Genomic DNA, 26,945 nt, shown 5'->3' with positions numbered 1-26,945 from the left:
GCTGCGCGCGGTGGCCGCGGGAACGGTGTCGCCCGGTACCGCGGACCCGGACGCCACAACGGTCTCCGCGGCCGGTCGCACGGCCCACGACCTCGCCGAGGACTGGGCCGCCGGACGCCCGGTCGACTGGGGGGCGGGCTCCGCTCCGGCGCCCTGGGACTTCCCTCCCCCGTCCTTCTCCCTCACGGAACACGACTTCGACCGGCTGCCCGAGAAGCCTCGCGAGGTCCCGGCCACCACACCCCGGCGGCTTCCCCGGGAGAACTGGCTGCACCAGCCGCACTGGGTCCGGCTGCGCCGTGCCGCCGTCGCGGACACCGGCGTGCCGGCCGGCCGCGCGTCCAGCGTGGTCGTCGTGGCGTCCGAGAACACTCCGCGGACAGCGCTCACGCCCTTCGAGGCGGTGGCATCGCGGGTGATACGGGTGCACCCGGCCGGCGCCTTCGCCCGCGGCGGACCGAACGCCTACGCCGTGGACCCCGCCGACCCGGCGTCTGTGCGCCGGCTCCTCGACGCGCTGTCCGAGGACGGTGTCCCCGCGTCCGCCGACACGGAGTGGGTGCACGCCCTGCCCCTCGACGTGACGGGGCCGGTCGGTCCCGGCACCCTGGAACACGCCCGTCACACCTGCCTGGACAGCACGGCCGCCCTGGCCCAGGCCCTTGCCGGGCGAAACGGCTCCCCCCGTGTGTGGTGGCTGTCGTACGGCGCCCGGCCCGTGACCGGCACGGTGGACAGACCCGAACTGGCGCTCCTGGCCGGGCCGGTCGAGGTCGCCCCTCAGGAGTCCGCCTTGACCGGCCACTGGCTCGACCTCCCCGACGCCGACCTCACCCGCTGGGCCGGACACGTGGCCTCGGTCATCGCCGGAGCACGTGAAACCGGTCATCCCGACGGACCGGATCTGCCGCGCCAGCTCGCGCTGCGGCAGGGCTACTGGTGGCGGCCGGGCACCGTACCCGTACCGGAACCGAAGGGAACACAGTCCCTCGTGCCGGCCGGAGCGGACACGGTCCACCTGGTGCTCGGCGGCACGGGCGGCATCGGCCGCGCCATCGCCGCCTGGCTGCTCGAACACACCCGCGGTCGCGTCCTGCTGCTGTCGAGAATCCCGCGGCTGCCCGAGAAGTTGAACGGATGGTCCCACCGCATCGGCCTCGTCCCGGCGGATCTCGCGACCATGCCCGTCCACGATGTGGCGGCGGCCGTCGCCGCCCACACGTCACGGCTGGACGGCGTCATCCACGCGGCCGGTCTCGGACACGGCGCGCTGCTCGTACGACGTGACGCCACCGCGATGCGTGACGCCGCCGCGGTCCGCGAGCGGGGCGCACTCGTCGTCGAGCACCTGATCGGAGCCTTCCGCCCGGAGATCGCGGTGTACTGCTCCTCGATGTCCGCTCTGCTCGGCGGTGTCGGCCAGAGCGACTACGCGGCCGGCGCGAGTCTCCTCGACGGCTTCGCCCACCACCGGGCCACCGGGACGGAGACGACGGTCCGGATCGGCATCGACTGGGACATCTGGAGCGAGACCGGAATGGCGACCCGGGTCGTCAACCCGGACAGCCGCCATCAGGCCCACCTCGCGGTCGGCCTGACCGTCGAGGAGGGCAAAGCGGTCTTCGAGCATGCCCTGGCCCTGCAACTGCCTCAACTCCTCGTGTCCACCACCGACATCGACGTCTCCCAGGCCTTCTACGCTCCGACCGGGATGGCGGCCCCGTCCTCGCGCTCCGGACCGGTGCACCCGACGGGCACAGAGGAGGAAGCCTCCGACGCCGGCGGTTCCGGAGAGCGGGCGGACATCATGGCCCGGGTGATCCAGGATCTGCTGGGCGTGGCCGAACTGGACCCCGAGGACTCCCTCTACGACCTGGGCGCCGACTCGCTGACCCTGATCAGCCTGATCGCCCGGATCGAGGACGACTACGGCGTCGAGTTCGACCTGGCCTCCTTCAGCCACCGCGTCAGCCTCACGGAGATCCTCAAGCACATCGAGGCGGCCCTCACCTCCGCCGAGCCCACCACCGAGGCGGCCGGGGGCACCTCCCGGGTCGTCCTCGACATCTGGCAGGAGGGAACCGGTCCGGCCGTCCTGTGCCTGGTGCATCCCGTGGGCGGAGACATCCAGGCGTACCGCTCCCTGGTGGCAGCGCTCGGCCCCGCGCCGACGGTGTGCCTCATCGCCGACCCGGCACTCCGCGACGCCGGGATGCCCGCGTGGTCACTGACCGAGCAGGCCCGTCACTACGACGCGGAGCTACGTGAGCGCTTCGGCGGACCGGACCGCCGGCTTCACCTGGCCGGATGGTCCTACGGCGCCCGTGTGGCGATGGAGATGGCGGGCCTCGCCGAGTCGGCCGGCCGGCCACTGGAGGCGCTCTACCTTCTGGATCCGCCACCGCCCGAGGCCGAAGCACTGGTCGCCGCCTACGACGAGGCTCACCTGGACAGGGTGTTCGCCGCCGAACTAGGCGCCGGCGCCTCCTCGTTGCCGACCGAGCACGCACAGGCGTACGCCGAGAGGCTGGCCCGCTGCTGCCGCGCGAACCTGCACAGCCTCGGGGAACACCGCGTACGGCCGCTCGTCTCCGTCCGCACGTATCTGTGGCTGGCCGAACACCCCACGGCGGGCATGCCCACCCCCGCGGACCCTCAGGAGCCGGACCGGCAGTGGAACACCTGCCTGCCTCCGTCCGCCGTACGCAGGTATCTGCCCACGGACCACTACGGCATCGTCGCGGCACCCCACGTGGACACGGTGGCCGAGACCATCAGGGCGACGCTGGCGTCCCCGGGTGCCGGCGCCCGCGGAACCGCTGACCTGTAACCCCACCCCGCCTCTGGAGGTTGACATGGAGTCATACGAACTCGAAGCGCTGGAAGCAGTGACCACTCGTCCCGCGTACCCCTACCGCACGCTCACCGTCGAGCGGATCACTCCCGTTCTGGGAGCGGAGGTCTCAGGCGTCGACCTGTCGCAGGAGATCCCGGCAGAGCAACTGGAAGAGATACGGGCCGCCTTCCGCGACCACCACGTCCTCGTCTTCCGCGATCAGACGATCACCGCCGAGCATCACAGGCGCTTCGCCGCCGCCTTCGGCGAACTGCGCCCCGTCAACCCGCCGCCGCCCGAGGGCGATCCCTACATCCTGGAGATCCGCACGACGTCGGCCGCGGCGAACGTGGCGGGCAACGGCTGGCACGCGGACGGCACCGCCGACGCCGAACCGTCCCTGGGGTCGATGCTCTACATCACCGAGACCCCCGAGCCGGGATGCGGCGGGGACACCCTCTTCGCCAACATGCACCTCGCCTACGCCATGCTCTCACCGGCGATGCGCGCCCTGCTGGACCCGCTGACCGCGATACACGACGGCGCGCAGGCCCTGGCGGGGTACGCGCTGCCCGCGGACTACGTCATCCCCAAGAGCGAACACCCCCTCGTCGCCCGGCATCCCGAGACCGACCGCAAACTGCTGTACGTCAACAAGGCCTACACCAGCCGCATCCCGCAGCTCTCCCCCGACGAGAGCCGGGCCCTGCTCGACGTGCTCTTCGACATCATCGCCCGCAGGCCGGTCCTGCACTGCCGCGTCCGCTGGACCCCGGGCACGCTCGTCTTCTGGGACAACCGGTGCGTCCAGCACCACGCGACGTACGACTACTACCCCTACGCCCGCTACGGCCAGCGCATAGCCATCAACGGCGGCCCCATCAAGGGCTGATGTCCTGAAGGGGTGCGGCGTCGTGCACGGTCCTCGGTCCCGCGTACGACGCCTCACCGCGCTGCGTGAGGTCAGTGCCGTTCCGGATCGACCAAAGCCGAGGGCATGATCCGGACCACACCCGGGCCGGATCCTGGCCACCTCCCTTTGCATTCCGCCTTTACGCTGGTCAGATCCCACATCGACGCTCGATACCCGGCGGCGGAGATCCTCCCCCAGACGCGATGCCCACGGCTGGGACACGTTCCGGTGGTTCAGCCTGGCCTTGCAGTAGGCGGAGTCCAGGAACACGCAGGGAAAGACGGTGAGCTCCAGCGGCCGTTCCTTGACCGCGGTCAGTTCGGCATCAAGGCCGCCGCAGATCCGCGACACCTCGGACTTGGAGATCCCCGTGTCGACGCCTGTCTGCATTTCGCCCCTTCGGCGCACGCCAGGACACGGTCCGCCTGCCTCAGGAGCACAGCCCCTCACCCAGGCGCGAGGCCCAACCCTGACCGCGAAAGACCCCACCTCGGCGGATCGAGCACGACTACCACGAGATGTGACAGGCCCTGGGTACGGCCCACTTCGAGGGCCGTACGTGGAACGGCTGACACCACTGCGTCACCCTCGTCTCAGCCGCCCACGCCTACTGCACACTCCAGGAACTGGCCCAGGCCCCAGGAGAAGCGGCGCTGGCCCGACCCTCTACCGGGTCGTCCGCGAGATGCAGTTCTCCTCGCCGTCTGGACCGGCGCCTGCCACACCTGCCACCGCGGCATACCCACGGCGATACCAACCTGACCAATGTCACGTACCGTGCGGCTGACGCCGACTTGCACGGCCAGGCCGTTGAAGACCTTGTCGAAGTCGGGGCCCGCGGAGACCCGGCCGCGGGTGGGCTTCAAGCCCGAAGAGGCCGCCGTAGGCAGCCGGGACGCGGCTCGAACCGGCGGCGACGGCGTCTGCGATCGGGACCACTCCTGCTACAACGGCAGCGTCCGCTCCCCTCCCGCTGGACCCGCGCGTGTGCGCTGCGTGTCCACAGGTTGCGGGTCGCGCCGTCAGCACTGCGTCGTGCTGTTGCAGGCCATCTCCGGTGTCGCGGTACGCCCGCACGTCGCGAGGCCGGCGCGTCGGCAGCGGCCCGGAAGCTGGAACGCTTCAGATGCCACCCACCCTGTGGTGCCTCAGGTCTGGTTCTCCCCACCGTCGACGTAGACGTTCGCGCCGACGACGTAGCTGCTCTGGTCCCCGGCCAGGAAGGCCACGACCGAGGCGGCCTCCTCGGGCCGGCCCATGCGCCCCTTGGGCACGGTCGCGGCGACCTGCTCCTTGATGGCCCGGGCGGTCTCCTCGTCGCCGAAGGCAGCGGTGCCCCCGGGGGTCTCGATCCATGCCGGCGAGACCACGTTGACCCGGATGCCACGGCCCTTGAGCTCGGCGGACCACGTCCGCGCGAAGGACCGGACGGCCGCCTTCGACGCCGCGTACGCGCCGAACGCCTCCATTCCGCGGTCAGCGGCCGTCGAACCGACCAGGACGATCGAGGCTCCGTCGTTGAGCAGTGGCAACGCCTTCTGCACGGTGAACAGCGTGCCTCGGGTGTTGACCGCGAAGGTCTGGTCGAAGTGCTCCTCGGTGGTCTGTTCCAGCGTCATGAACGAGCCGATCGCCGCGTTCGCCACGAGCACGTCCAAATTCTGGCCTCGCGCCCGGACCGACTCGTAGAGCCGGTCCAGGTCCTCCGGCTTCCCGATGTCGCCGACGATCGCGGTGGCCCGGTCCGCTCCGATGGTCTTGACGGCGGCCGCCAGCTCGGCCTCTCGTCGCCCGGTGACGAACACGTACGCGCCCTCGTCCGCCAGCCGTATGGCGGTGGCCAGACCGATACCGCTGCTGCCCCCGGTGACCACCGCCGTCTTGCCTTCCAGCTGTCCCATGTGGGTGTCTCCATCACTTTCTCGTTGCCGATGCTTCGACATCGATAGTCCAGGAGATCGCGGATACTATCCATGATGCATGGTCCACATTTCTTTACGTATCGTCCAGGAGGTGTCGTCGGTGCTCGGGTTCCGGGATCCAGTGGCTGACGCGATCAGCCTGCTCCGGCCCCGCACGGTGATCGGGCCCAGTCTCCGGGCCGCGGGAGAGTGGGCCTTGCGCTTCGACACGTTCTTGCACGTGCGGATCGGGGGCCTCGTGCGCGGCACGTGCCGACTGATCCTCGACGGGCACGAGTCGGTGCTCCTGCATGAGGGTGACACCTTCATGCTGGGCAACCCGCCGCCCTACGTGCTGGCCAGCACGCTCGACGCGAGCCCGCGCCCTGCGGAGCAGGTGTGGGCGGGCGCCCAGGACGGGTTCGCGCGGATCGGCCCGGAGTCCGAGGAGGACCTCTACCTCTGCATCGGGCACATCGGGTTCGACGACAAGAACGCGGCCCTCCTGACCGATCTTCTGCCGCCGCTCGTGATCGTCCGCGTGGACGATCCTCATGGCGGGCGGCTCGCGCAGCTGATCGACCTCCTGGCCACCGAGGTCGGGGTCGCCGCCGCCGGCGGCCCGCTGGTGCAGAACCACCTCGCGCAGATCCTGCTCGTGCACATGCTGCGTGCCCACGCCGGTCAGACAGACCGGCCCACCGGGTGGCTGAGCGCCCTGAACGAGGACGGCATCGGTGCCGCCCTGCGCGCCGTGCACGCGGACGTGGCCCACTCCTGGAGCCTCAAGGAGCTCGCCGGGATCAGCCACATGTCGCGTTCCGCGTTCGCCCAGGCCTTCAAGAGCCACGTCGGCGTCCCCCCGTTGGAGTACCTGATCCAATGGCGCATGCACCTCGCGCGCGACGCCCTCGCCCGCGACACCCTGTCGATCTCCGAGCTCGCACGGGCCACGGGCTACCAGTCCGAGAGCGCGTTCAGCACCGCCTTCCGCCGCGTGGTCGGCTCATCGCCCGCACAGTTCCGGAACCAGGCACGGCAGCCGGCGCACTCGGACGCGAACGGAAGCTGAAGGAGGCGTCCTGTGCCAGCAGCGAGCTCGCCGAGCGAGTTCGGCTCGCTACGACGAGCGGCTCGCGGAGATCGGCGCGACGTGCAGGGGCTGCCCGCGTCACCCTGCCAGCCCACCCGGTCCAGGTCACCGGCCGCCCGTCCCCGGGTGCGTCGAGCGTGATGGTGACCGTGCGCGCCGACCGGCAGGCCACGCACCGCTCCTCGACGAGCGGGCGCGCGGTCGCATTTCGATGCGCTCCTCGCCGCTGCAGGACCGACCGCAGCAGCGTCAATTTGAAGATCATTTACGGGAGCCCTTAGGGGGCAGGAAGTCCCACGTCGCGGTCAAGGTCATGCGCTCCGTTGCCGATTCATCGTGCATGGTCAACCAACGCCAGGCTGTCGTGATCGTGCACGGGATGGGTGAGCAGCGGCCCTTGGACGCCCTCACGAAGTTCATTCGGGCGGGACTGCCGCCGGTGAGTCCGGGGAACTGGAAGTTCTACTCCAAGCGGGACGTCGCGTCCGAGTCGTTCGAATCCCGTCGGTTCCTCGCGCCCGCCGACGGTGACCGTCCGCAGACGGAGTTCTTCGAGTACCACTGGGCGCACCTGATGCAGGGGAACCGGATGTCGGACATGCTGCCGACGTTCCTCAAGCTGATCCGCCGGCTGCCGCCGAAGGGGCTCGGGTTCGCGTGGCTCGCCAGTTGGGTCCTCTTGGGTTTGGCGGGGTGGGGGATCTTCGTCCTCGATATTCCCTTCGAAGACGAGAAGTCGGCTGTTGAGAATCTTCTGAACATCGCGTTCACCGTGCTGGGGACGGGCACCTTCGGTGTGGTGCTGCTCTTTTTCGCCACCGGGTTCGGGCCCTCGTTCATCACCAACAGTTTTGTTGACGTCGTGCGCTATCTCGACACCTCGCCCCGGTCGTACGCGGTGCGGCGGGACATCCGCGAGGGGATGGTGGAGTTGTTGCGGCGGCTGCAAGAGGCGGAGATCGGCGGCGAGCCCCGGTATGAGCGGGTGATCGTCGTCGCACACAGTCTGGGGGCCTACATCGCTTACGACGGAATCACCACGCTCTGGGGCATGACCAGGAATGCCCTCGCCCCGGACTCGCCGTCGCTGCTCACGCTCGAAGCGGCGGCCGCCGGGATGCCGGGGCGGGAAGAGGCGCGGACCCCCACCCCCCGTGAGACGACCGTCTACCGCGAGGCGCAGTGGGGGCTGTGGACCGATCTTCGCGCCCAGGGAAGCCAGTGGCGGATCACTGATCTCATCAGCTGCGGCACGCCCATGTGCTTCGCCGAGCGGCTCTACACGAAGAACAAGGGCGATTTCGAGGCACGCGTCGCCCGCCGCGAGATCGTCACCTGCCCGCCCCTCCCGCAGGAGGAACTCGGGCCTGGTGACACACCGCTCTCCTTCAGTTGGAACGGCAAGGCCGTGCTCAACGACTGGTCACCCTTCGCCGTCGTGCGCTGGACGAATCTGTACTTCCCCTACATCCCCTCGTTCTGCGGATTCCTGGGTGACTGGTTCGGCGGGCCGCTGGGGCGGCTGTTCGGCAGTGGAGTCCATGACGTCCCGGTGCGAGGGAACAAGCCCTGGCGTCTCGTCCCCGGCTGGGCACACTCCTGCTACTTCAACTTCCCGGACACCCGCGGCGACGACTCCGTGACCAGACACCTCGCCGACGCCCTCGACCTCACCGCGACTCTCCCCGACTAAAAGCGTGTTGCACAAGCCTGTGTTCGGACAGGTCAGAGTCCGTGATGCGGGGCTGTCTGCTCATGATGCGAGGGCAAGGTTGTGTATGTCGACGACGGCCTGGACTGCGTGATGGAGGCCGCCACCTTCGGCATCATCATCGACTCGGTCGGCCCGGACTTCGGTATCGAGCCCCTGCTCGACACCATCGCCAGTTCCACGACACTGGGCACCTTCGTCAGCGAACAGACCCCGCTGGTCTGGCCCGCCGGCCACGACCTGCGTCGCATCCCCATCAAAGACCCGACCCCGCTCTACCCCCACTCACTGATCTGGCGCACCGACAACCCTCACCCCTCCCTGTCCGCCCTGCGTCGCCATCTCACGTCCGCCTGTCCCGGCCGCCCCGACAGCGGCATCTGGGTACCGGGGTGGAGCCGCCCCCTGCAGCCTGAACGTGTCTGACCACCACCCGCAGGCCGCAGGGACAAGGAGATTGCCGAACCGGCGTGTACGACAGAAGGCCGACCTCCGTCATAGGCTGAATCTCGCTCGTGAGGGACAGGAGGTTGAGGTGGCCGAAACGGCTGTGACCGGGACGACGGTGGCCGAGGTGATGGCCGAGCTGGCCGCGCTCGAGGACCCAAAAGCACGCGCAGTGAACGAGAAACACGGTGACGATCACGGTGTGAACCTCAGCAGGCTGCGTGCGCTCGCGAAGCGGCTCAAGACACAGCAGGAACTCGCGCGCCACCTCTGGGATACGGGTGATACCGCGGCGAGACTGCTGGCACTCCTGATCTGCCGCCCGAAGGCGTTCGAGCGCGACGAGTTGGACGTCATGTTGCGCGAGGCGCGCACCCCCAAGGTGCACGACTGGCTCGTGAACTACGTCGTCAAGAAGAACCCGCACTCCGAAGAGCTGCGCCTGGCCTGGTTCGCCGATCCGGATCCAGTGGTCGCGAGTGCCGGTTGGGCACTGACCACCGAACGCGTGGCGAAGAAGCCCGAGGCACTCGACCTCGTAGCACTGCTCGATGTCATCGAGGCGGAGATGACGGACGCGCCGGATCGCCTGCAGTGGGCGATGAACCACTGCCTGGCCCAGATCGGGATCGAGCACACTGAGCACCGCACCCGTGCGATCGACATCGGTGAGCGCCTGGAGGTGCTCAAGGACTACCCGACCTCCCCGGGCTGCACTTCTCCGTTCGCGCCCATCTGGATCACCGAGATGGTGCGCCGGCAGCAGGACAAGTAGGAAGGTCCGCGCTACCTGCCGCAACTCGTTCCGAATGCGGGACCCGATACCGGCCGGTCGTGAGAGACCTCATGTCGCCTACGGCTGGAGAGCAGGCAGGGCTGCCCAGTTGAGGTTCTTGTCGGCGTCCGCCTGGGCCACCAAGGCGGTGAACACCCGCTCCCAGGTGCCGTCGACGGCCCGCATCCGCAGCCGGTTGTAGACGCCTCGCCGGTTGCCGTATGTCTCCGGCAGGTACACCCATTGGATACCGGTCCGGAACTTGAAGGCGATCGCGTCGGTCACCTCTCGATCACTGTCAGCGGCTGCCTCGCTTCGGCGTCCGGTCCGGAAGCAGCGGCTCGACCCGCGCCCACTACGCGTCAGTCAACAGCACACCTGGACCACAACGTTCGGCTGATCGAATCGAAACTGCCTGGTGGCAGGCCCTCGGCAATGAAGAACCGGTGAAGACTGCGTGATCCGGGCAGAGACCCGGCCCGGCTTCCCTTGGGAGGATGCCCCCGCTGCACTCCGCGACTACGACACAAGGTGGTTCTCTCCGTGAGACTGACCCGCGTGACCCTCGCCGTGGCCGCCGGCGCCCTCGCTCCGGCCCTGCTGCTCTCCACTCCCTCCTTGGCCGGCGCCGCGACACCGTCGCCTGCCGCCGTGGTGGCAGCGGACGCGGGCTCTCCCTACGACGAGATGGACGCGGACGACCTGCGCATCGCGATCCTCCGCATCCTGGCCGACCCCGACAACGGCAAGCGCGTGACCCGAGAGGCCAACGAACTCCTCGACACCGGCACCGTGGAGGAGATGCGCGCCTGGCTCGAGACCGGCTACCGTCTCGCTCAGGCCGAGGACGACCGCGTCGCCATCGCCAGGATCCTGGCCGACCCCGACAGCGGCAAGGCCGTCGTCCGTGAGGCCAACGAAGCCCTCGACGACGGCAGCCCCGAGGTCGTGCGCGAATTCCTCGAAACCGGCCTGCGTCTCGCTCAGGCCGAGGACGACCGTGTAGCCATCGCGCGGATACTGGCCGATCCCAACATCAGCGACGCCCTGCGCGCGGCGGCGAACGCGGCCCTGGACGACAACACCCCGGAAGCACTGCGCCACTTCCTTGAGGTCGGCCAGTACGAGGTCGACGGCTAGAGCCTGCCGTTGGAAGTCGTCTCATGCTGCCGTTGGATAGCCTGCCGGCGTGGGAATCGAACTGAACACTGACGGCTGGCTGGAAGAAACTCGGGCGTCCTACGACACCGTCGCCGCCAGCTACGCGGACCAGCTGCGCAACCTGCTGGATGAAACGCCCTATGAGCGCGCGGCCCTGGCACAGTTCGCCGACCAGGTACGCACCAGCGGCGGGGGCCCGGTCGCGGACGTGGGATGCGGGCCGGGGAGGATCACCGCCCGCTTGCGTGAACTGGGCGTGGACGCGTTCGGGATCGATCTGTCGCCCGGGATGATCGAGGTGGCTCGGCGCGATCACCCCGGCCTGCGGTTCGAGCTCGGCTCGATGACCGACCTCGACCTTGCCGATGGCTCGATGGCCGGCCTCGTCGCTTGGTACTCACTGATCCATGTGCCCGACGACGAGGTCCGCTCGGTCTTCGCGCACTTCAAGCGAGTGGTCCGGCCCGGTGGCCCGCTGCTGCTCGGCTTCCACGTCGGTGATGAGTCGCAGCTCAAGACGGAGGGCTATGGCGGCCACCCGATGAAGCTCTACGTCCATCGTCGTCAGCAAAGCCGCATGGCTGCCTGGCTCAACGAAGCCGGCTTCACCGTCGAGGCACACAGGACTCTCACCTCGGCCGAGAGCACCCTCGGGGGAATCGTTCTCGCACGCCGCGAGCCCGAATCCAAGTAGGCCACAGACCGTTCAACGACCCAGCGTGGCCTCCAAATTGCGCCGGGGCTCGATCTCTCGACGTGCCAGGCGACGGATCGACGGGTCGACGGGTGAATCCTCGGTCGCGAAGCCTTGCCGCATGTGACAACAGCCCTACGCCTGGCCCCCCATGACGTTTGCTCGGTTTGCGTCATCGCGGCGCACGCCGTGAGCCGATCGGCTGTACGTCCTGGAGGTCCCGGCTCGCAGGCCCGGACATCGCCCGGGCCTGCGACCTCGCCTGCCCGTGGAGTTCCGGCGTCGTCGAAGAGCACGTGAACCGGGCGATGGTGCTCGAGAGGGCCATGGATGGCCGGGCCTCGTTCGAACTGCTCCGAACCCGCGTCCTCACCCACCATGAGTGTCACTCAACGGCGGAGGCACTTCGGCGCCGGGGTCCGGGTCAGCTGACCAACTCGGCGCGGTGCGCCGCGAAATAGTCGGTGATGGTGGTGGCCGGCCGGCCGGTGAGCCGTTGGACCGTGTGGGTGGTGATGTCGTACCAGCCATCGCGTTTTGCGATGCCGGCGGCGCTCCAGGCGTGAGCGAAGTGCTCGGGGAACCCCTGGTCCAGGAGCCGCTGGGGGTGTTCGGCGTCGGCGACCTCTTCGTAGCGTACGCGGCGTCCGGTGGCCTCGGTCAGCGCGACGGCGACGTCGGCGTCGGTCACTGCTTCGGGCCCGGTGACTTCGAGGATCTCTCCCTGACTGCCGCCCTCGGCCAGGACGGCGGCGGCCACTGCGGCGCTGTCGTCGCGGGTGATGTGGCCAATGCGTCCGTCTCGGCTGTTGCTGGGCAGGACTCCGGTGGCCACGGCCCTGGGGGCCGCCCCGACCAGGGTCAGCATCTCGACCCGTACGTTGAAGCGCAGCACAGTGAAGGGCAATCCGGATTCCGCCAGCAGCCGTTCGGTGGCCCCGTAATCGGGGACGAGGGGATTGGGGTGGCCCGGGTCGCCGGCGCGAGTGATGGAGGTGAAGAGGACGTGGCCCACGCCCGCCTTCGCGGCTGCGTCGATCGCTTGAGCGTGCTTGGGCAGCCGGTCGTCGGTGCCGATGCTGATGATCAGCAGCCGTTCCACACCGTCGAGGGCCTGGACCAGTGCGTGCGGTTCGTCGAAGTCGGCATGGCGGGTGCGCACACCCAAGTCGGCGCTCTTGTCCGGTGTGCGGGACAACGCCAGGACGCGGGCGGCGTCGGTGCGTTGAATGAGATGGCGGACGGTTGAGCTGCCCAGATTTCCCGAAGCTCCGCTTACTGCGATCAAGAGAGGCTCCTCTGCCGTATGTGTAGCCTGATGGTCAGTGATTGCGTGTTGGTCTCGTAAGAAGGCACATTGATGTCACCCCTCCACAAAGCTTCGGCAGACGAACCCGTCGTCGGCGTCACGGTGCCGGTCACGGTCGATAATCACCAGATGGGTCCGGCGACGGCGGTGCTGCGCCGGATCGGCGACAAGTGGAGCCCGGTCCTGCTGTCGCTTCTGGCGGAGCGCAGTTACGGCTTCAACGAGCTCGACCGGTCGGTCCAGGGCCTCAGCCGCCGCATGCTGGTTCGCACTCTGCGGTCGCTGGAACGCGAAGGGCTCATCAGCCGAACTCTTCATGCCGGCACGCCTCCACGGGCCGAGTACGCCCTGACCGACGGTCGTTCACTACGGGAACTGCTGAACACACTCGGACAATGGGCAGTCGCCCACGAGGCCGATGTACAGACGGCACGCGCCCGTTACGACGCCGCATACTGACCAGTTCGACATGTAGTCGCGCCGACACCGAATTCCGACTGTGAGCCTTTTCCAACGCCACGCTGATGCGTGGTGAAGGACGAGGACGGCGTTCACGACGTCGGTGATTCGGTTGGTGCTGCAGCGGAGCTTCCGCAGGAGGCGCCAGCTCTTGATGGTGGCCATGGCCCGCTCGCCGAGGCAGCGGAGTTGGCGTGGGTGGTGTTGTGGCGAGGCTTCCACCGCTTGAGGCGGCGGCCCCGAAACGGAACCCGGACGGATCCGCCGGCGCCTTGATACGCCTTGTCCGCCCAGCAGTTGAGCCCCGCATCGGCGAGGGCTTCGATGATCCCGTACTGCCGTGTGGCAGTCAGATCGTGAGTCGAGCCTGGCACAGCCGGCGAGGCCCAGTGGAATCGTCCGAAGGGATCGGTGAGGACCTGGACGTTCATGCCGTGGCGTTCATGTTTCCCGGAGCAGTACGGGGCCGTCGGCGGCGATGCGGTCGATCGGCAGCAAGGCGCCGTCGAGGATGACGAACGCCTTCGCCCGGATCGTCGTCATCGCCTCGTCCAGCGACGGGGCAAGGGCGGCCAAGGCTTCGACGGCTTCACGTATGTAGCGGTACACGGTCGCGATCCCGATGCCGAACCCGGCGGCGAGCTGGGCGTAAGTGTGTGTCACCGCACCGCAGGTGGGCCAGGGCGAGCAGGGTCTGACGTCCGGCAGGAAGGCGCCGCCACCGCGTTGCGATCTCCTGCTGCCGGGCTGTCAGCTGCCCGGTCACGAACCGCAAGGTACGGCTGGAAAGATCAATCGAGGACGGGCACGCAAGCACGCGAAGCTCCTGGCGGACCCGGGTGACCTTGGTCGAGAACCCGACAAACAGGAGCTTCGTCGTTGTGCAGGACAGTCCAACTCGCGGTCAGGCACCACCGGCTTGAAAAGGGCTCAGTGTCCCGTCGGCCTCCGCCGTGTCTACCTCGCCATCGTCTGTCCTCACTCGCTGCCTGTCACTGCTGCATTCTCGGGTCCTGGGTCGGGTCGGCATACATACGCGGGCAACCACGATCGATCGCATTGGTGCGGAGTTCGTAGTGCCAGGGTTCGTTCCTGTAGATCGGGCACAGCCCGTACTCGGCGCCATGTTTGGCCAGCCACGTCGTCGTATCGGAGTGCCCGAGGTCGACCGCGTCCCCCGATACGTGGGGAGACGTCGTTGCGGTGGCCACCCATCGGGCGGCTTCCTCTTCAGATCCGTACTTGGAGACCGCCTCACGAAAAAGCTGATTCTGGTACGCCGGGGAACGCCAACCGCTGTTCACGTATAACTCGACTCCGTTGTCCGCGGCGTCCGTTGCAGCCTGGCGGAGGGCCTTGAGTAGGTGTGGGCCGAGGTTGGCCACAGCTGGAATCTCGTCGTCGAAGACCGTCAAGCCGTCGGGGACGGCGCCATCTGCCTCGCCAAGGGCGCCACGGTGTTCAATGCGAAGAGTATTTGCGGGTGGTGCGGCCGATGAGGAAGACGATGACTGCGACACCAGGTAGCCGAGGACTGCGGTGATCGCTGCTATGACAACTACCAGGCCAGCGACAGGGAGTCGGCGAAACCGGCGGGTCGTTGTTCGTGCTGATGGTGCAGTTCGATTCATGCTGCCAAGTCAAGGCAGCATGCTGTTGCCAGCACGTATGTGGTTTTGGAGACGCCGATGATATGCGCCAACTCGTAGCATCAATATCATCCGTGTGCTGGTCGATGAGGGCGGACCATTTCTGGCAGAACCCATCTGCGAAGGCCTGCGCCTGGAATGGATCGTCGCCGACATCACAGGAGAGGCGGTGGGCCACCAAGACACGGTCAATATTTCTAGAGTGTCGCATTAGAGGCCTCTCAAGTACCCGAACACCGAGGCGGCTCAGGTCAGCTTCTTCCCCCGGTGGGACGATTTCGTCGCCAGGGTCGGCTCAGCCCCTATGAGGGCTGGGCCGAGTCACTTCCTGTCGAGCCTCCGGCTGCCCCAAGGTCTCTGCAGACGAATTGGCGACGGAGTCGATCCCGCCTATCGCTGCCCCGACGGCTCGGCCGGTCGATTCGGCGGAGCCTTGGCATTCTTGGCGGCGGCTGCCGCGACGGTTGCCAGGTCTTCGCCCGAGAAACCGGCGCGGCTCAGCACTGCCAGAGATTTGTTCGTTGCCAGCGTGCACAACGCCAGCTCTGCCGCCTCCTGATCATCGGCCCCCGCCGCCCGCAACGCCTGCTCCAGCATCGCCCGCAAACCGTCGATCATGGCGCGGACCATCGCCCGGCCCTCCGCGTCGAGGGCCGGGATCTGCGTTGCCGACACCGTGAGCAGGCAGCCGTCCGGGACCGTCGGGTCGGCGATGCGGTTCAGGGTGACCTGCAGGTAAGCCGCCACAACGGCGCCCGGGCTCGGGTGGGGGCCGGACAGTGCCTGGTCGTACAGCGGGTGGTAGGTCTGCGCGTACCGTTGGAGGCTTTTCCGGAAGAGGGCGCTCTTGTCGCCGAAGGTGCCGTAGAGCGAGCTCCGGCCCAGGCCCGTTCCCTCGGTCAGGCGGTCGATCGAGGCCTCCGAATAGCCCCAGCGCCAGAAGACGTGCATCGCGCGTCGTAGCGCCTCGTCCACGTCGAATTGCTTACGGCCCGCCATAGTTCGTCAGCCTACACATCTTGCACCGATCGTTTCAAGATGCGTATGGTCATCGGCATGACAAGTTGCACCGATCGTTCCATGATGAGTACGGCCGACGGCACGACAAGCTTGAGTTTGCTGCGGCTGCCCGACGGGTTCACCGACGTCTTCACCAGCCGGCTCGTGGAGGTGAACGGGCTGCGGCTGCATGCGGTCACCGGCGGGGACGGCCCGGCGCTGCTGCTGATCGGCGGGTGGCCCCAGACCTGGTACGCCTGGCGGGAGGTGATGCCCGCGCTCGCCCGCCGCCACACCGTCGTCGCCGTCGACTCGCGCGGGGCCGGGCTCTCCGACAAGCCCGACGACGGGTACGACGCCGGCACGCTGTCCGCCGATCTGGTCGCGTTGATGGCCGCGCTCGGGCACGACCGGTTCGACGTGGTCGGCCACGACATCGGCACGTGGACCGGATACGCCCTCGCCGCCGATCACCCCGAGCGGGTGGGCCGGCTCGCCATCCTCGAAGCAGTGATCCCCGGTCTCACGCCGTCCCCGCCGTTCTTCGGCCCGGCCGCGGTCAACCTGAAGCTATGGCAGTTCGGCTTCAACCGGCTCACCGACCTCAACGAGGAACTGGTCCGGGGACGGGAGCGGCTCTTCTTCGGCTGGCAGTTCGCCACCAGGGCCGCCACGCAGACGGCGATCCCCGCGTACGCCGTCGACGTCTACGTCGACGCGATCACCGCGGATCCTCGCGCGTTGCGGGCGAGCTTCGCGTACTACCGAGCGCTGGACGAGACGATCGCGCAGAACGAGCAGCGCAGAGAGACCCGGCTGACGCTGCCGGTGCTCGCCCTCGGCGGCGCGCTGTGGAGCGGCGCGAATGTCGCCCAGACGATGCGGCTGGCGGCCGACGACGTCACGGGGGTCGTCCTCGACGACTGCGGCCATTACCCGGCCGAGGAGCAGCCGACGCGGTTTGTCGAGATCCTGGAGGACTTCCTCGTGGCCAACCGGTAGCAGGCACGTCACACAGCTGAACTTCGCGAACGACGGGCGGAGCTTGGGCGGGCCTCCACGCCGCAGCATGGTGATCAGTTTCCCGAACTGCTTCGGACTCAGCCCGGAGTACGGCGCTATCCATGACGGCTCCGACGCCGTGATCACAGGCCCCACATGAAGACCATCTCAGTCGTGGGCCTGGTATCCCTGCACGGTCCAGACCTGCGGGCCCTGGATCTGTCGACCGAGGTCAGTAGAGCCAGCGGTCCAGGAGCCCTGGCCAGAGAAACCCCTCGTAGCCGTTGAAGGCCGCCGGGTCAATCTCCTTCAGCTCCTCGCCCAGCCGGTTCAGCTCGGCGAGGGCCCGCTCTTCCTCCTCTTCAGAGAGGTACTCCTCGGGGCCGTCCGGCTCGCCGAGAAGTTCTGAGGCTTTGACGCGACTGCCGTAACAGTGAAGGACGTTGAGCCACACGCCGACACCCGAGTTGGCGAACCATGCCTCCCCATCCGGCATGACGAAGTAGACCGCCCCGGTCTCCGGCTCGACGCCGAACGATGACCGCTCGGCCTGATCATCGGGGTCCGTCTGCTCGGTGAGAAGGTAGAGCGGGCCCCGGGACGTGAGCAGGGCTGGCTCAGCCTCGCTCTGCATCACGACTCGTTCGATGAGGCGAGGAGCTACCGGGATGCCCACCTCGACGAGCTGTTCCTTCATGAAGCCCGGGATCCGCCAGCCGGCCACAACGTCCCGTCCGGCTCGCGTGACATGCCCCAGGGCCCACGCGGTCAGCTGGTCGTACGTCGCCATCGAACGTTCCCATTCCGTCGGCTGTGGCCCTGACCCAATGAGCCGGTCCCAGGTCACGGCACGACCGCATCTGCGGGACAGCCCTTGAACCTGCTTCAGGCCTTGATTGGTGCGGCCGACCGGGCAGCCTGCTCGATCTTCGCGCAGAAGGCTGCACGGGCTTCCTCGTCGGTCTGCTTCTCGTGTTCGGCGCGCAACCCGGTCCGGCCGTCGAGGCCCTCACGCAGGATATCGGCGTGCCCTGCGTGCCGGAGGGACTCGGCGAGGACGTGGACCATGATGGCGAACAGGTTGGTGTTGGGATAAGGCTCCGGCCACCACGGCACGTGGCCGGGGGCGTCGAGGGGAAGCTCGTTGATCGTCGCGTCGGAGTGTTCCCACGTGCGCCGGCAGAACTCGATGATCTGATCGCGGGTCTCGTCCTCGGTCGCCCACAGATCGCTGCCGTCGTAGTCCTGCCACCGGGACAGCGGTTCCGGGGAAGGGCGGTCGAAGACCTCGCCGAAGTACCTGGCCTCGACGGTGGCCACGTGTTTGACCAGGCCGAGGAGGTTGGTCCCGGTCGCTGTCAAAGGTCGGCGGGCGTCGTATTCGGACAATCCGTCGAGTTTCCAGAGCAGCGCCTTGCGGTCCCGCCGCAGTCTCCCGTGCAGGTTGTCTTTCGCGAATTCATCGATCATGTGGCATGAGCCTGCCATGGGCTGCTGGTGGTCTCAAGATCCGTACGTGGTCCGCAATGACAGGCCGAGCCGAGGCCTGGCCATGGCCGCACCCGACCTGCCACAGGAAGCTCGCGAAACTTGCCACGTGAGACAGCCTCTTATTTCGGTTGCCTCCGGCATCCCTCTCCAGGCCCACACTCGGCTTGTCGTCGGCAATGGCCGCCTGGACTCAGGTGAAGCACCGGAGTTGGTCAGTTCCGGCTTGGTCGCCAAGACGGGGTCCTCGCCCGAACCCGCAGCCCGGCAGCGGCCCGGCTCCGTACTCCACGAGCGCGAACGTACCGTTCGGATGCTTCAGCACGTCATCGCGTACGGCGTCGGGGCTCAACCTGCGGGAACCGGCCCGCTGTCCGGATCACCAGGACCTCAAACGTCTCTTGCCAATGGGCAGGATCTGCGGCCACGCTCAGCACCCCAGTCGGCCGTCCCCGAGCCAAGGGCTGAGGAGTTCATCGGCCGCCGGGAGTAGGTCTTTCGCCTCATGCGCGCTTTGAGCCTGCTCGCTAGGGTCGGTGCTCATGCAGATCACGGGGATTGTTCGCCGCCAGGCGGCGGAGCGTAGGCGCGACACTCTGGAACGGCTCGTTGCCGAGCGGGATGTATGGGTTTCGACAGCACATCCTGATCACGGGCCGCACCAGGTGCCGTTGTGGTTCTTGTGGGATGGGCGAGCGGTGTGGATGTGCACCAGTGCTGCTTCCGCAACTGCGCGGAACGTCCGCGAGGGGCCGCGCGTGCGCCTGGCGCTGCCGGACACCTTCGATGTGGTGCTTCTCCAGGGCGAGGCGGAGTGTTTCCTGGACCAGGATGTCCCCGGAGACGCAGCGGAGGCGTTCGCCGCCAAGTTCGGGTGGGACCCGCGCGCGGAGGAGGGTTCCTTCTTGTATGTGCGCGTGGTGCCGAAGAGTGTGCGCGCTTGGCGCGGCGAGCCGGAACTACGCGGCAGAGTCATCATGCGCGACGGGACGTGGATGGAGTAGCGGCCGTCCCTGGCTGGCGCCCCTTTCTCTGCCCCCAATCAGCCCTGCGCGTCAGGGCCACACCGACGGTCCACCGACCGTCGACTCCTCGCCCGCTACCGGTCCCTCGACGGCACCCACGGCGCCCCGGCCGTCCCGGCACGGCGGGGGCCCGCCGCGAGTGCGGGGATCGAGGCGCCCGTGGGTTCGTGGTGAACAGGCGGGTTGCGCGGAGCCGTGACGTACGGCTGCCGGTGTTCCGGTCAGGGCAGGGTCAGGATGCGGGGGCCTTCTTCGGTGATGGCGATGGTGTGCTCGATGTGGGCTGCTCGGCTGCCGTCGGTGGTGCGGAGGGTCCAGCCGTCGAGTGCGGTGTAGTAGTCGTCGTGTCCGCCGGCCATGAGCATGGGTTCGATGGCGAGGGTCAGGCCGTGGCGGAGGCGGAAGCCGCGGCGGGGGCGTCCTCGATTGGGGACGTGGGGGTCCTCGTGCATGCTGCGGCCGATGCCGTGGCCGCCGAAGTCGGCAGGCATGCCACAGCGGGCCGCTGCGGCGATGGTGCCGATGGCGTGTGAGATGTCGCCGATGCGGTTGCCGGGGATGGCGGCGGCGATGCCGGCGTCGAGAGCACGCTGGGTGGCGTCGATCAGGGCCAGGTCCGCGGGCCGAGGTGTGCCGACGGTGAAGCTGACGGCGGCGTCTCCGGTCCAGCCGTCGAGTTCGGCGCCGCAGTCGATGCTGACCAGGTCGCCGTCACGCAGCCGGTAGTCGGTGGGGACTCCATGCGCCACGGCGTCGTTGACCGAGGTGCAGAGCACTGCTGGGAAGGGGGTGGGGGCGAAGGAGGGCTTGTAGCCCAGGAAGGGGGAGCTGGCCCCGGCTTTGGTCAGGACCGTGCGGGCCGCTTCGTCCAGTTCATGCAGGGATACCCCGACGCCTGCCGCTTCGCGGGCGGCCGCGAGGGCCTGGGCCACGATGCGCCCGGCTTCCCGCATTGCGTCCAGCGCCGTGTCGGTCTTGAACTCCACCATGTCCTGCGACTCCTCGTCTCACGCTTAGGTGACCTATTTTTATACCGGTATTAGTATCACGGTCACGGTGAGAACGCCTTTGACTCCGGGGGAACGGCAGCGCGGTAAACGCTTCAGCGCGTTGCTGCGCCAGGCGTGCGGGGCTCGCAGCATGCTGGAAGTGGCCGAGGCCGCAGGGGTGTAGGCGGAGAGGCTGCGCAAGATCGAGACAGCGCGTGGGTCCACACCGGCCTTGGCCCAGGCTCCCCCAGGTCAGCGGGAAGCAACGCCGGAGAGAACCCCCGGACCAGCGTTTCCTCGCAATGCCGGTCGCCGGTCGGGGTGGCGGTCTGGTTGCTGATCCGCAGGTGGAGGTTGTCGGGGTAAGCGTGCTGACCGCAGCGGTCCTGACTCACGTCAGTGCCAGGTGTCAGGCAACCGGGCGCTCAGTACGCGAGCGGCGCCAGGGGGCGCGGTCGCCGTGGCAGTTGACCCTGCCGCAGGGGCAACCTCGCAGCATGGTGGGCATGACTACGAGAACCAGTGCGATCGAGGTCACCGGACTGCGCAAGTCGTACGGATGCCACGAGGTGGTCGACGGAATCGACCTCACCGTTCCCGCCGGATCCGTCTACTCCCTGCTCGGGCCCAACGGGGCTGGCAAGACCACCACGGTCCGAATCCTGTCCACGTTGCTCCCCGCGGACGCCGGTGAGGCCCGGGTCGCCGGGTACGACGTATGCCGCGAGGCCGATCAGGTGCGCGCGTCGATCGGAGTGACCGGGCAGTTCTCCGCCGTGGACGAGTTGCTGACGGGGCGGGAGAACCTGCGGCTGATGGCCGACCTCGGCCACCTCGACCGGCGCCGCGCGCAGAGTGTGGTCGAGCGGCTGTTGGAGCGGTTCGACCTGGGCGATGCTGCCGACCGGCGCACGGCGACGTACTCCGGAGGCATGAAGCGGCGGCTGGACCTGGCGATGACCCTGGTCGCCGGACCGCGGCTGATTTTTCTCGACGAGCCGACGACCGGCCTCGACCCGCGCAGCAGACGTGAACTGGTGGCGGTCGTGCGGGAGTTGGTGGCCGACGGGGTGACCGTCTTCCTCACCACCCAGTACCTCGAGGAGGCCGACCAGCTCGCCGACCGGATCGGCGTGCTCGACGGGGGCCGACTGGTCGCCGAGGGCACCGCGGCCGAACTGAAGCGGCTGGTCCCCGGCGGTCGTATCGAGCTCCGGGCCGCCGACAGCGAGCAAGTGGCGGATCTGGCGCGCCGGTTGCCCGGGGCGAGCGCGAACGCCGAGGCACTCACCGTGACCCTGCCGCACGACGGCAGCCTCGCCGCACTGCGACGGCTGCTGGACGGGATCGACGACGACGCGGTCACCGGGCTCGCCGTGCACACCCCGGACCTGGACGACGCGTTCCTGGCCCTCACCGGCCACCCCACCACCGACAAGTCTTCCGAGGAGGTGCCGGTATGAGCACCGCGCGGTACGCCGTTCGTGACTCCGTGACCATGCTGCGTCGCAATCTGAAGCACATGGCCCGGTATCCGTCGATGACGGTGATGCTGATCGGGCAGCCGCTGCTGTTCCTGCTGCTGTTCGTCTACGTCTTCGGCGCGACCATGGGCGCCGGTCTACCGGGAGCCCCCGCAGGGGTCCGTGGCGACTACCTGACGTTCATCACTCCCGGAATCCTGGTCATGACGGTGGCCAGCGTGTCCATCGGCACAGCGGTCCTGGTCGCCACAGACATGACCAACGGGATCATCGACCGGTTCCGGACCATGGCCATCGCCAAGGTCTCGGTGCTCGGCGGCCGCGTGCTCGGTGCGATGATCCAGACCGCGCTCGCGCTCGCGGTGATCTTCGGAGTGGCGTTCCTGCTCGGTCTGGAGACCGCCGCCTCGGTGCTGCAGTGGTCGGGGCTGGTCGGACTGCTCGTGCTGCTGTCGTTCGCGATGACCTGGTTCACCGTGGCTCTGGGGCTGGCCAGCCCGGACGCGGAGACCGCGAGCAACCTGCCGATGATCTTCGTGCTGCTTCCGTTCGTGGGCAGCGGGTTCGTGCCGGCTGATGGACACGCTCGCGTTCGACACCGCGCCGCCGGCCCGTCGGCTGATCGAGCTGCTGAAGGAGCGAGGCTGGACCGGCTGGACCAAACTCGAGCGCGTGACCCCCGCACGGGGTGCTGCCGGACCACGACGGGAAGACACTGCGGTGCAGCGCTGGCACCGTGAGCGGTGACGGCGGGCGGGATCCAGGTTGCCGAAGGCCAGGTGGACGTCACCGAGACTGCTGAGCACATGGGCCTCTCCCCTACCGGCGCCGCACAGGTCTCGGGGCGTTCAACGAGCTGACCTCGTGCTGAGCGGGCTCCGGCCTTGACCAGGGCCACGAGGTGGGGTGCGTCCACAGTCCGTCGGCGCAGAACGAGGCGGCGATCAGCCGTGGATGGCGTTGAGGACGGCGGCAAGTTCTTCGGGCGCGCTGATCATGGCCATATGGCCCGTGTCGAGATCGATGACGTCGGGCCGAAGCAACGCAATGGATCGCTGCTGGAGTTCCTCGACGTAGCACTGGTCACGCGTGAGGTGCACGTACGTCCGGGGGATCACGCGGCCGTACCCGCTCAAGTTCACAGCTTCGCTCAGCAGGGCGGCCGAGTCGTCGGCCAGCCGGTTCAGTGTGGACGCAGCGGTCGCCTCGTCCATGTCGTTGCACAGCATTGCGGCCGCGCCCTCGCGAGTTTGGTGGTAGACGCCGTCGGCGATGGACTGCTCCACCAGCCCCCGCACTCCCGGATCGATCTGGTCAAGCACCCGGGAACCGTCCGCCGGCACCACGGCCGACACGAGGACGACATGGCGGATCCGGTCAGGTATGAGGTCCAGGACACGCGGGATCGTGACGCCCGCGAAGGAGTGACCGACCAGTACCACGTCGCGCAGATCCTTCGCTTCGACGTCCTCGCGGACCGCATCGGCGCAGTCCGCGAGAGTGACCGTGCCCAGGTCGACTTCAGCTCTGGTCCCGCGCCCCGGAAGGTCGACCGCCAGCGCTTCCGCACTCAGATGGGGGATCAGCTCGTCCCAACAGTTCGCGCCGAAGCTTGCCCCATGGATGAGAACAAACGCCATTACGTACCTCCTCGCCAACAACATCAACCGAACCATAATTGAATTCAGTTCTGCTGGGGAGGCCTGCGGCACAGTAAGGGAGTAAAAGCCAAGACGTGGATCGGTTGGGTTGTTCACGCCTCAAGGGTCTCGGGGCGTTCAACGAGCTGACCTCGTTCGGAGCAGGCGCCGACTCCGACCAGGGCCACGAGGTGGGGTGCGTTCACGGTCCGCCAGCGAGCCTGCGCAACTTCGACGAGCCAAGGACCATGGCAAGGGCCGCGACCGCGCTGCCGGCGCCCCGGTGACCTTGGTACGCAGCCGGACGGTGGCGAAGGTGGACTCGATCGGATTCGTACCAGGTATGAAATCTGTGGGCACTGCTGTCCGTGGCCGGGTGAGGCGCCGGCCCGGAGACGCTGCGGGAGTTCGCCGCAGTGCTGCGTCCGGATGACCAGGTGGCGCCGGAAGCGACCGAGTGGGACTCCCGAGGTGACGGAGTACATGGCGGGCAGAGGGACCACCAATTTCGCGATCGCCGTCCATGCCCTGTCCGGCTCAGGCCAACGCGCAGGCGGCTCACCGAAGTGGTCAACTGGCCGAACGACTCCGTACCTCTTCGCAAGGGAAGTCAGCTATGGCGATCGTCGTGGTTCTCGATATGCCGGGCATGACCCAGGCACAGTACGAGCAGAGCGCGGAGAAGGTCGCCGGCCGACCCGGCCCGGTCAAGAGCCCCGCCGACTGGCCGGTGTCCGGACTCATCTCGCACACTGCCGCGCCCACCGGCAACGGCTGGCTCGTCGTGGACGTCTGGGAGTCCGAGGAGGCATTCCAGCAGTTCGGCGAGACCCTCATCCCGATCCTGCGAGAACTCGGCCTCGATGGCGTGCAACCGCAGACCTACCCGGTGTTCAACGTGGTCACCCGCTGAAGGCTCTGCGACCACACGTCACAACAGCGGCCAGCAGGGGCCGACCTCGCCGCAACGGGCGGATCCACACCGGGAAATGGGCAACAGAGTCCCCCTGCTATGGTGCGCCGATGTCATCGATCAAGAAGTTCCAAGTCACCTTCGACTGTGCAGAACCTGAGCGCGTCGCTCGTTTTTGGTGCGAGGTGCTGGGGTATGTCGCGCCGGCGCCACCGGAGGGGTTCGGCACTTGGGACGATTTCAACCGCACCCTGCCTCCTGAGGATCAGGGTTCATGGTTCTCATGCAGTGATCCCTCGGGTGTGGGCCCGCGGCTGTTCTTCCAGCGCGTTCCCGAAGGCAAGGTCGCCAAGAATCGGGTGCATCTCGACGTGCGGGCCGGCACCGGACTCGTGGGTGAAGAACGCCTGGCCACGCTTCAGGCCGAATGCGCACGGCTGATCGCGCTCGGCGCGGTACACGTGAACACGCTGCTTGCCGATGAAGAGAACGAGTCGTGCATCGTGATGCAGGACATCGAGGGCAACGAGTTCTGTCTCGACTGAGCATCCTCGAAGACGACGAGTCGGGGGTGGCAGGCGCACGTCCGCGCGTCAGGGTGTTCTCACGTTCGTCCAAGCGCCCTCGATCTTTGTCCATGGATGAGTCCGTCTCCAGGGGTGAGGGTGGAGCCATGAGCGAATTCGGCGCCTGGGACACGGACTTCCTGCTGGATGAGCGGGCCTGGACGCCCGCGCCCGGGGCCGTCCAGAGATTCTTGATCACGGTGCCTCTGTGAGCCTGTGATCGACAACCGGAGGCACGGACTTCGGGATCCCCCGCGGTGTGCGCGCACAGCTCACCTGCCGGGTGCATCCGCCCTACCCACGCCACTCAGCGAGGCCGTCTCGGCAGAACTCGCCACGTGGGCCTCCTGTACGTCGACGGCGGCCTTGGCATGAACTCGCCCCGCCCGTACCCCACTTGAAGGCCTCCTGAAGGAGACCAAGGCAAATGGCACACCACGCCTCCAGCCCCATTGTGGAAAGGAATGTGATCGAGCGGCGACGGTTGCCGAGTGGGCTTGTGGCGCTGGCACTCGGCGGTTTCGGCATCGGGCTGACCGAGTTCCTGATCGCTGGGCTGCTGCCGCAGGTGGCGTCGAGTTTCGCGGTGTCCGAGGCGGCGGCGGGGTGGCTGATCTCCGGATACGCGTTGAGTGTCGCGGTCGGTGCGATCGCGCTGACCGCGGCGACGGCGCGACTGCCGCGCAAGGCAGTTCTGGTCGGCCTGGTGGCGTTGTTCGTCATCGGCAACCTGTCGTCCGCTCTCGCGCCGAGCTATCCGGTGATGCTGCTCGGGCGGATCGTCGCGGCCTTGTGCCACGGATCGTTCTTCGGTATCGGATCGCTGGTCGCTCGCAGTCTGGTCGCGCCGGAGAAGAAGTCCCGCGCGGTGGCGGTCATGTTCGCGGGACTGACGCTCGCGAACGTGCTGGGTGTGCCGTTCGGCGCGCTGGTCGGTGAACGCTGGGGCTGGAGAGCGGCCTTCTGGGCGGTCACCGCAATCGGCGTACTCGCGCTGGCGGGAATCACCACCCTTGTCCCCCACGGGGCGCAAGAGACGCGGCCGGCGACAGTGACGGGCCGCTCAGACCCGGCACCGGCCGACGGCTTGCGGGCCCAGTTCCGTGCGTTCCGCTCCTGGCAGGTCTGGCTGACCCTGACGGCCACCGCACTCAGCTACGGCGGGATGTTCGGTGCGTTCAGCTACATCGCCTACACGTTCACCGAGGTCGGCGGCTTCTCCCCCTCGGATGTCGCCTGGCTGCTGATGGTGTACGGCGTCGGTCTGGTCGTCGGGAACCTGGTCGGCGGACGAGCGGCCGACCACGACCGTGACCGAGCCCTCGTCCTCGCCCTGCTCGGACTTGCCGTCACCCTGGCCGTGTTCGGCCTGCTGGCCAGGAGCGCCACCGCTTCGGTGATACTGGTGTTTCTGATGGGGCTGTTCGGGTTCGCGAGCGTGCCCGGGATGATCACTCGCGTCACCGACTTCGCCCACGGGGCGGCGCTGGCCGCCAGCGCCAATGTGTCCGCGTCCAACATCGGCAACGCGCTTGGCGCCTGGCTCGGGGGTCTGGCCATCACCGCGGGTCTTGGCTACACCGCGCCGCTCTACGTCGGCGCCGGCATCGTACTGATCTCCGTCATTGTGATGGCCGTTGCCGCACGCCAAGCCAGGTCACCCGCGCCGCAGACCGAGCACTGCGTATGAATCGATGCCGGCGAGAAGAGCGCCTGTGGGTTGACTGGCCGTTCTCTACCCGCTCGTGTGGTCGGTGAGGGTTCGACCAGCGTCCTGGTTCGGGTGAGTTGTTCGGTGTGGAGGCATGCAAGAAGGGTCGTGTCCCCGGTCGTGGTGTAGCCGATCACGGTCCGTCGCTTCCGCTTTGGAGCCGTCCGGTACGTGCCGCAG

At 68.0% G+C, this 26,945-nt stretch carries 24 protein-coding genes and 6 pseudogenes; 17 read left to right on the top strand and 13 right to left on the bottom strand.

The window, feature by feature from the left end; translation table 11 throughout:
- Both O3Q52_RS18985 and O3Q52_RS18980 read left to right on the top strand, forming a co-directional pair.
- On the top strand, positions 1–2,830 hold a 2,830-nt coding region (locus tag O3Q52_RS18985), incomplete at its 5' end, for a KR domain-containing protein (RefSeq protein ID WP_269649967.1).
- 25 nt (positions 2,831–2,855) lie between these two features.
- Positions 2,856–3,728 carry a TauD/TfdA family dioxygenase gene (locus O3Q52_RS18980; RefSeq protein WP_269649966.1) on the top strand — a complete coding sequence of 291 codons (873 nt, stop codon included), beginning with the start codon at positions 2,856–2,858 and terminating at the stop codon, positions 3,726–3,728.
- A 234-nt stretch (positions 3,729–3,962) separates the two neighbouring features.
- Here O3Q52_RS18980 and O3Q52_RS18975 read toward each other — a convergent pair.
- Together O3Q52_RS18975 and O3Q52_RS18965 are read right to left on the bottom strand one after the other, a co-directional pair.
- Positions 3,963–4,130, bottom strand: a pseudogene (locus O3Q52_RS18975) (transposase); the annotation flags it as partial.
- Positions 4,131–4,897: 767 nt separating this feature from the next.
- Entirely contained in the window at positions 4,898–5,650 is a 753-nt protein-coding gene (locus O3Q52_RS18965) for an SDR family NAD(P)-dependent oxidoreductase (RefSeq protein WP_269649965.1), read from the bottom strand.
- A 79-nt stretch (positions 5,651–5,729) separates the two neighbouring features.
- Between O3Q52_RS18965 and O3Q52_RS18960 the strand changes: the two genes are divergently transcribed.
- The 4 genes and pseudogenes from O3Q52_RS18960 to O3Q52_RS18945 all read left to right on the top strand — a co-directional run bounded on the left by O3Q52_RS18960 (position 5,730) and on the right by O3Q52_RS18945 (position 9,676).
- Entirely contained in the window at positions 5,730–6,722 is a 993-nt protein-coding gene (locus O3Q52_RS18960) for an AraC family transcriptional regulator (protein WP_269649964.1), read from the top strand.
- A gap of 361 nt (positions 6,723–7,083) precedes the next feature.
- The gene (locus tag O3Q52_RS18955; protein WP_269649963.1) at positions 7,084–8,436 is read left to right on the top strand and encodes a hypothetical protein; all 1,353 of its coding nucleotides are present in this window, start codon (positions 7,084–7,086) and stop codon (positions 8,434–8,436) included.
- Between the two features lie 102 nt (positions 8,437–8,538).
- Positions 8,539–8,880 (top strand): annotated as a pseudogene (locus tag O3Q52_RS18950) (LysR family transcriptional regulator); the annotation flags it as partial.
- 151 nt (positions 8,881–9,031) lie between these two features.
- Positions 9,032–9,676, top strand: a complete 645-nt coding sequence (locus O3Q52_RS18945; protein ID WP_269649971.1) for a DNA alkylation repair protein — start codon at positions 9,032–9,034, stop codon at positions 9,674–9,676.
- Between the two features lie 78 nt (positions 9,677–9,754).
- On the opposite strand, the gene O3Q52_RS18940 is transcribed toward O3Q52_RS18945, so the two are convergent.
- A complete protein-coding gene (locus O3Q52_RS18940; RefSeq protein WP_269649970.1) occupies positions 9,755–10,042 on the bottom strand; it encodes a transposase in 288 nt (95 codons plus the stop codon).
- A gap of 177 nt (positions 10,043–10,219) precedes the next feature.
- Here O3Q52_RS18940 and O3Q52_RS18935 point away from each other — a divergent pair, with 177 nt between their 5' ends.
- Together O3Q52_RS18935 and O3Q52_RS18930 are read left to right on the top strand one after the other, a co-directional pair.
- Entirely contained in the window at positions 10,220–10,816 is a 597-nt protein-coding gene (locus O3Q52_RS18935) for an ALF repeat-containing protein (protein ID WP_269649962.1), read from the top strand.
- Positions 10,817–10,877: 61 nt separating this feature from the next.
- Positions 10,878–11,531: a class I SAM-dependent methyltransferase gene (locus O3Q52_RS18930; RefSeq protein ID WP_269649969.1), complete on the top strand. Its 654-nt coding sequence runs from the start codon at positions 10,878–10,880 to the stop codon at positions 11,529–11,531.
- Positions 11,532–11,955: 424 nt separating this feature from the next.
- Here O3Q52_RS18930 and O3Q52_RS18925 read toward each other — a convergent pair whose 3' ends face one another.
- The gene (locus O3Q52_RS18925; RefSeq protein WP_269649961.1) at positions 11,956–12,819 is read right to left on the bottom strand and encodes an NAD(P)H-binding protein; all 864 of its coding nucleotides are present in this window, start codon (positions 12,817–12,819) and stop codon (positions 11,956–11,958) included.
- A gap of 72 nt (positions 12,820–12,891) precedes the next feature.
- Between O3Q52_RS18925 and O3Q52_RS18920 the strand changes: the two genes are divergently transcribed.
- Positions 12,892–13,299, top strand: a complete 408-nt coding sequence (locus tag O3Q52_RS18920) for a helix-turn-helix domain-containing protein (protein WP_269649960.1) — start codon at positions 12,892–12,894, stop codon at positions 13,297–13,299.
- Positions 13,300–13,359: 60 nt separating this feature from the next.
- Here O3Q52_RS18920 and O3Q52_RS18915 read toward each other — a convergent pair.
- From O3Q52_RS18915 to O3Q52_RS18905, 3 genes and pseudogenes are all read right to left on the bottom strand, one after another.
- Positions 13,360–14,116 (bottom strand): annotated as a pseudogene (locus O3Q52_RS18915) (transposase family protein); the annotation flags it as partial.
- A 175-nt stretch (positions 14,117–14,291) separates the two neighbouring features.
- On the bottom strand, positions 14,292–14,930 hold the full coding sequence (locus O3Q52_RS18910; protein WP_269649959.1) for a M15 family metallopeptidase: 639 nt from the start codon (positions 14,928–14,930) through the stop codon (positions 14,292–14,294).
- Positions 14,931–15,338: 408 nt separating this feature from the next.
- Positions 15,339–15,947, bottom strand: a complete 609-nt coding sequence (locus tag O3Q52_RS18905) for a TetR/AcrR family transcriptional regulator (RefSeq protein WP_269649958.1) — start codon at positions 15,945–15,947, stop codon at positions 15,339–15,341.
- Positions 15,948–16,004: 57 nt separating this feature from the next.
- Between O3Q52_RS18905 and O3Q52_RS18900 the strand changes: the two genes are divergently transcribed.
- Positions 16,005–16,949 (top strand): alpha/beta fold hydrolase, encoded by a 945-nt coding sequence (locus tag O3Q52_RS18900; RefSeq protein WP_269649957.1) that lies wholly within the window; start codon positions 16,005–16,007, stop codon positions 16,947–16,949.
- 57 nt (positions 16,950–17,006) lie between these two features.
- Here O3Q52_RS18900 and O3Q52_RS18895 read toward each other — a convergent pair.
- The 3 genes and pseudogenes from O3Q52_RS18895 to O3Q52_RS18885 form a co-directional block, all read right to left on the bottom strand.
- Positions 17,007–17,105: pseudogene (locus O3Q52_RS18895) on the bottom strand (IS5/IS1182 family transposase); the annotation flags it as partial.
- Positions 17,106–17,181: 76 nt separating this feature from the next.
- A complete protein-coding gene (locus O3Q52_RS18890; protein ID WP_269649956.1) occupies positions 17,182–17,739 on the bottom strand; it encodes an SUKH-4 family immunity protein in 558 nt (185 codons plus the stop codon).
- Positions 17,740–17,834: 95 nt separating this feature from the next.
- Entirely contained in the window at positions 17,835–18,419 is a 585-nt protein-coding gene (locus O3Q52_RS18885; RefSeq protein WP_269649955.1) for a DinB family protein, read from the bottom strand.
- Between the two features lie 560 nt (positions 18,420–18,979).
- Here O3Q52_RS18885 and O3Q52_RS18880 point away from each other — a divergent pair.
- Complete coding sequence (locus O3Q52_RS18880) at positions 18,980–19,441, top strand: pyridoxamine 5'-phosphate oxidase family protein (protein WP_269649954.1); 462 nt, start codon at positions 18,980–18,982, stop codon at positions 19,439–19,441.
- Positions 19,442–19,683: 242 nt separating this feature from the next.
- On the opposite strand, the gene map is transcribed toward O3Q52_RS18880, so the two are convergent.
- Positions 19,684–20,451, bottom strand: a complete 768-nt coding sequence (map, locus tag O3Q52_RS18875) for a type I methionyl aminopeptidase (RefSeq protein WP_269649953.1) — start codon at positions 20,449–20,451, stop codon at positions 19,684–19,686.
- 55 nt (positions 20,452–20,506) lie between these two features.
- Here map and O3Q52_RS18870 point away from each other — a divergent pair.
- From O3Q52_RS18870 to O3Q52_RS18860, 3 genes and pseudogenes are all read left to right on the top strand, one after another.
- Positions 20,507–20,632 (top strand): annotated as a pseudogene (locus O3Q52_RS18870) (transcriptional regulator); the annotation flags it as partial.
- A 325-nt stretch (positions 20,633–20,957) separates the two neighbouring features.
- The gene (locus O3Q52_RS18865) at positions 20,958–21,914 is read left to right on the top strand and encodes an ATP-binding cassette domain-containing protein (RefSeq protein WP_269649952.1); all 957 of its coding nucleotides are present in this window, start codon (positions 20,958–20,960) and stop codon (positions 21,912–21,914) included.
- Positions 21,911–22,675 (top strand): ABC transporter permease, encoded by a 765-nt coding sequence (locus O3Q52_RS18860; protein WP_269649951.1) that lies wholly within the window; start codon positions 21,911–21,913, stop codon positions 22,673–22,675. The genes O3Q52_RS18865 and O3Q52_RS18860 overlap by 4 nt, the downstream gene beginning before the upstream one ends.
- 204 nt (positions 22,676–22,879) lie before the next feature.
- Here the strand turns inward: O3Q52_RS18860 and O3Q52_RS18855 are convergent, their stop codons facing one another.
- A complete protein-coding gene (locus O3Q52_RS18855) occupies positions 22,880–23,692 on the bottom strand; it encodes an alpha/beta fold hydrolase (protein ID WP_269649950.1) in 813 nt (270 codons plus the stop codon).
- Positions 23,689–23,911, bottom strand: a pseudogene (locus O3Q52_RS18850) (IS256 family transposase); the annotation flags it as partial. The pseudogene O3Q52_RS18850 and the gene O3Q52_RS18855, both read right to left, overlap by 4 nt.
- Before the next feature lie 280 nt (positions 23,912–24,191).
- Between O3Q52_RS18850 and O3Q52_RS18845 the strand changes: the two are divergent.
- The 3 genes from O3Q52_RS18845 to O3Q52_RS18835 all read left to right on the top strand — a co-directional run bounded on the left by O3Q52_RS18845 (position 24,192) and on the right by O3Q52_RS18835 (position 26,744).
- Positions 24,192–24,488, top strand: a complete 297-nt coding sequence (locus tag O3Q52_RS18845) for a hypothetical protein (protein WP_269649949.1) — start codon at positions 24,192–24,194, stop codon at positions 24,486–24,488.
- A gap of 110 nt (positions 24,489–24,598) precedes the next feature.
- Positions 24,599–25,033, top strand: a complete 435-nt coding sequence (locus tag O3Q52_RS18840; protein ID WP_269649948.1) for a VOC family protein — start codon at positions 24,599–24,601, stop codon at positions 25,031–25,033.
- A gap of 505 nt (positions 25,034–25,538) precedes the next feature.
- The gene (locus tag O3Q52_RS18835) at positions 25,539–26,744 is read left to right on the top strand and encodes an MFS transporter (protein WP_269649968.1); all 1,206 of its coding nucleotides are present in this window, start codon (positions 25,539–25,541) and stop codon (positions 26,742–26,744) included.
- The last annotated feature ends 201 nt before the right edge of the window (positions 26,745–26,945 follow it).

It is taken from the genome of Streptomyces sp. ActVer (assembly GCF_027270795.1).
Lineage (GTDB): Bacteria > Actinomycetota > Actinomycetes > Streptomycetales > Streptomycetaceae > Streptomyces > Streptomyces umbrinus_A.
The sequence above is the reverse complement of the archived record's forward strand: the minus strand, read 5'-3'. Positions and strand labels throughout refer to the sequence as shown.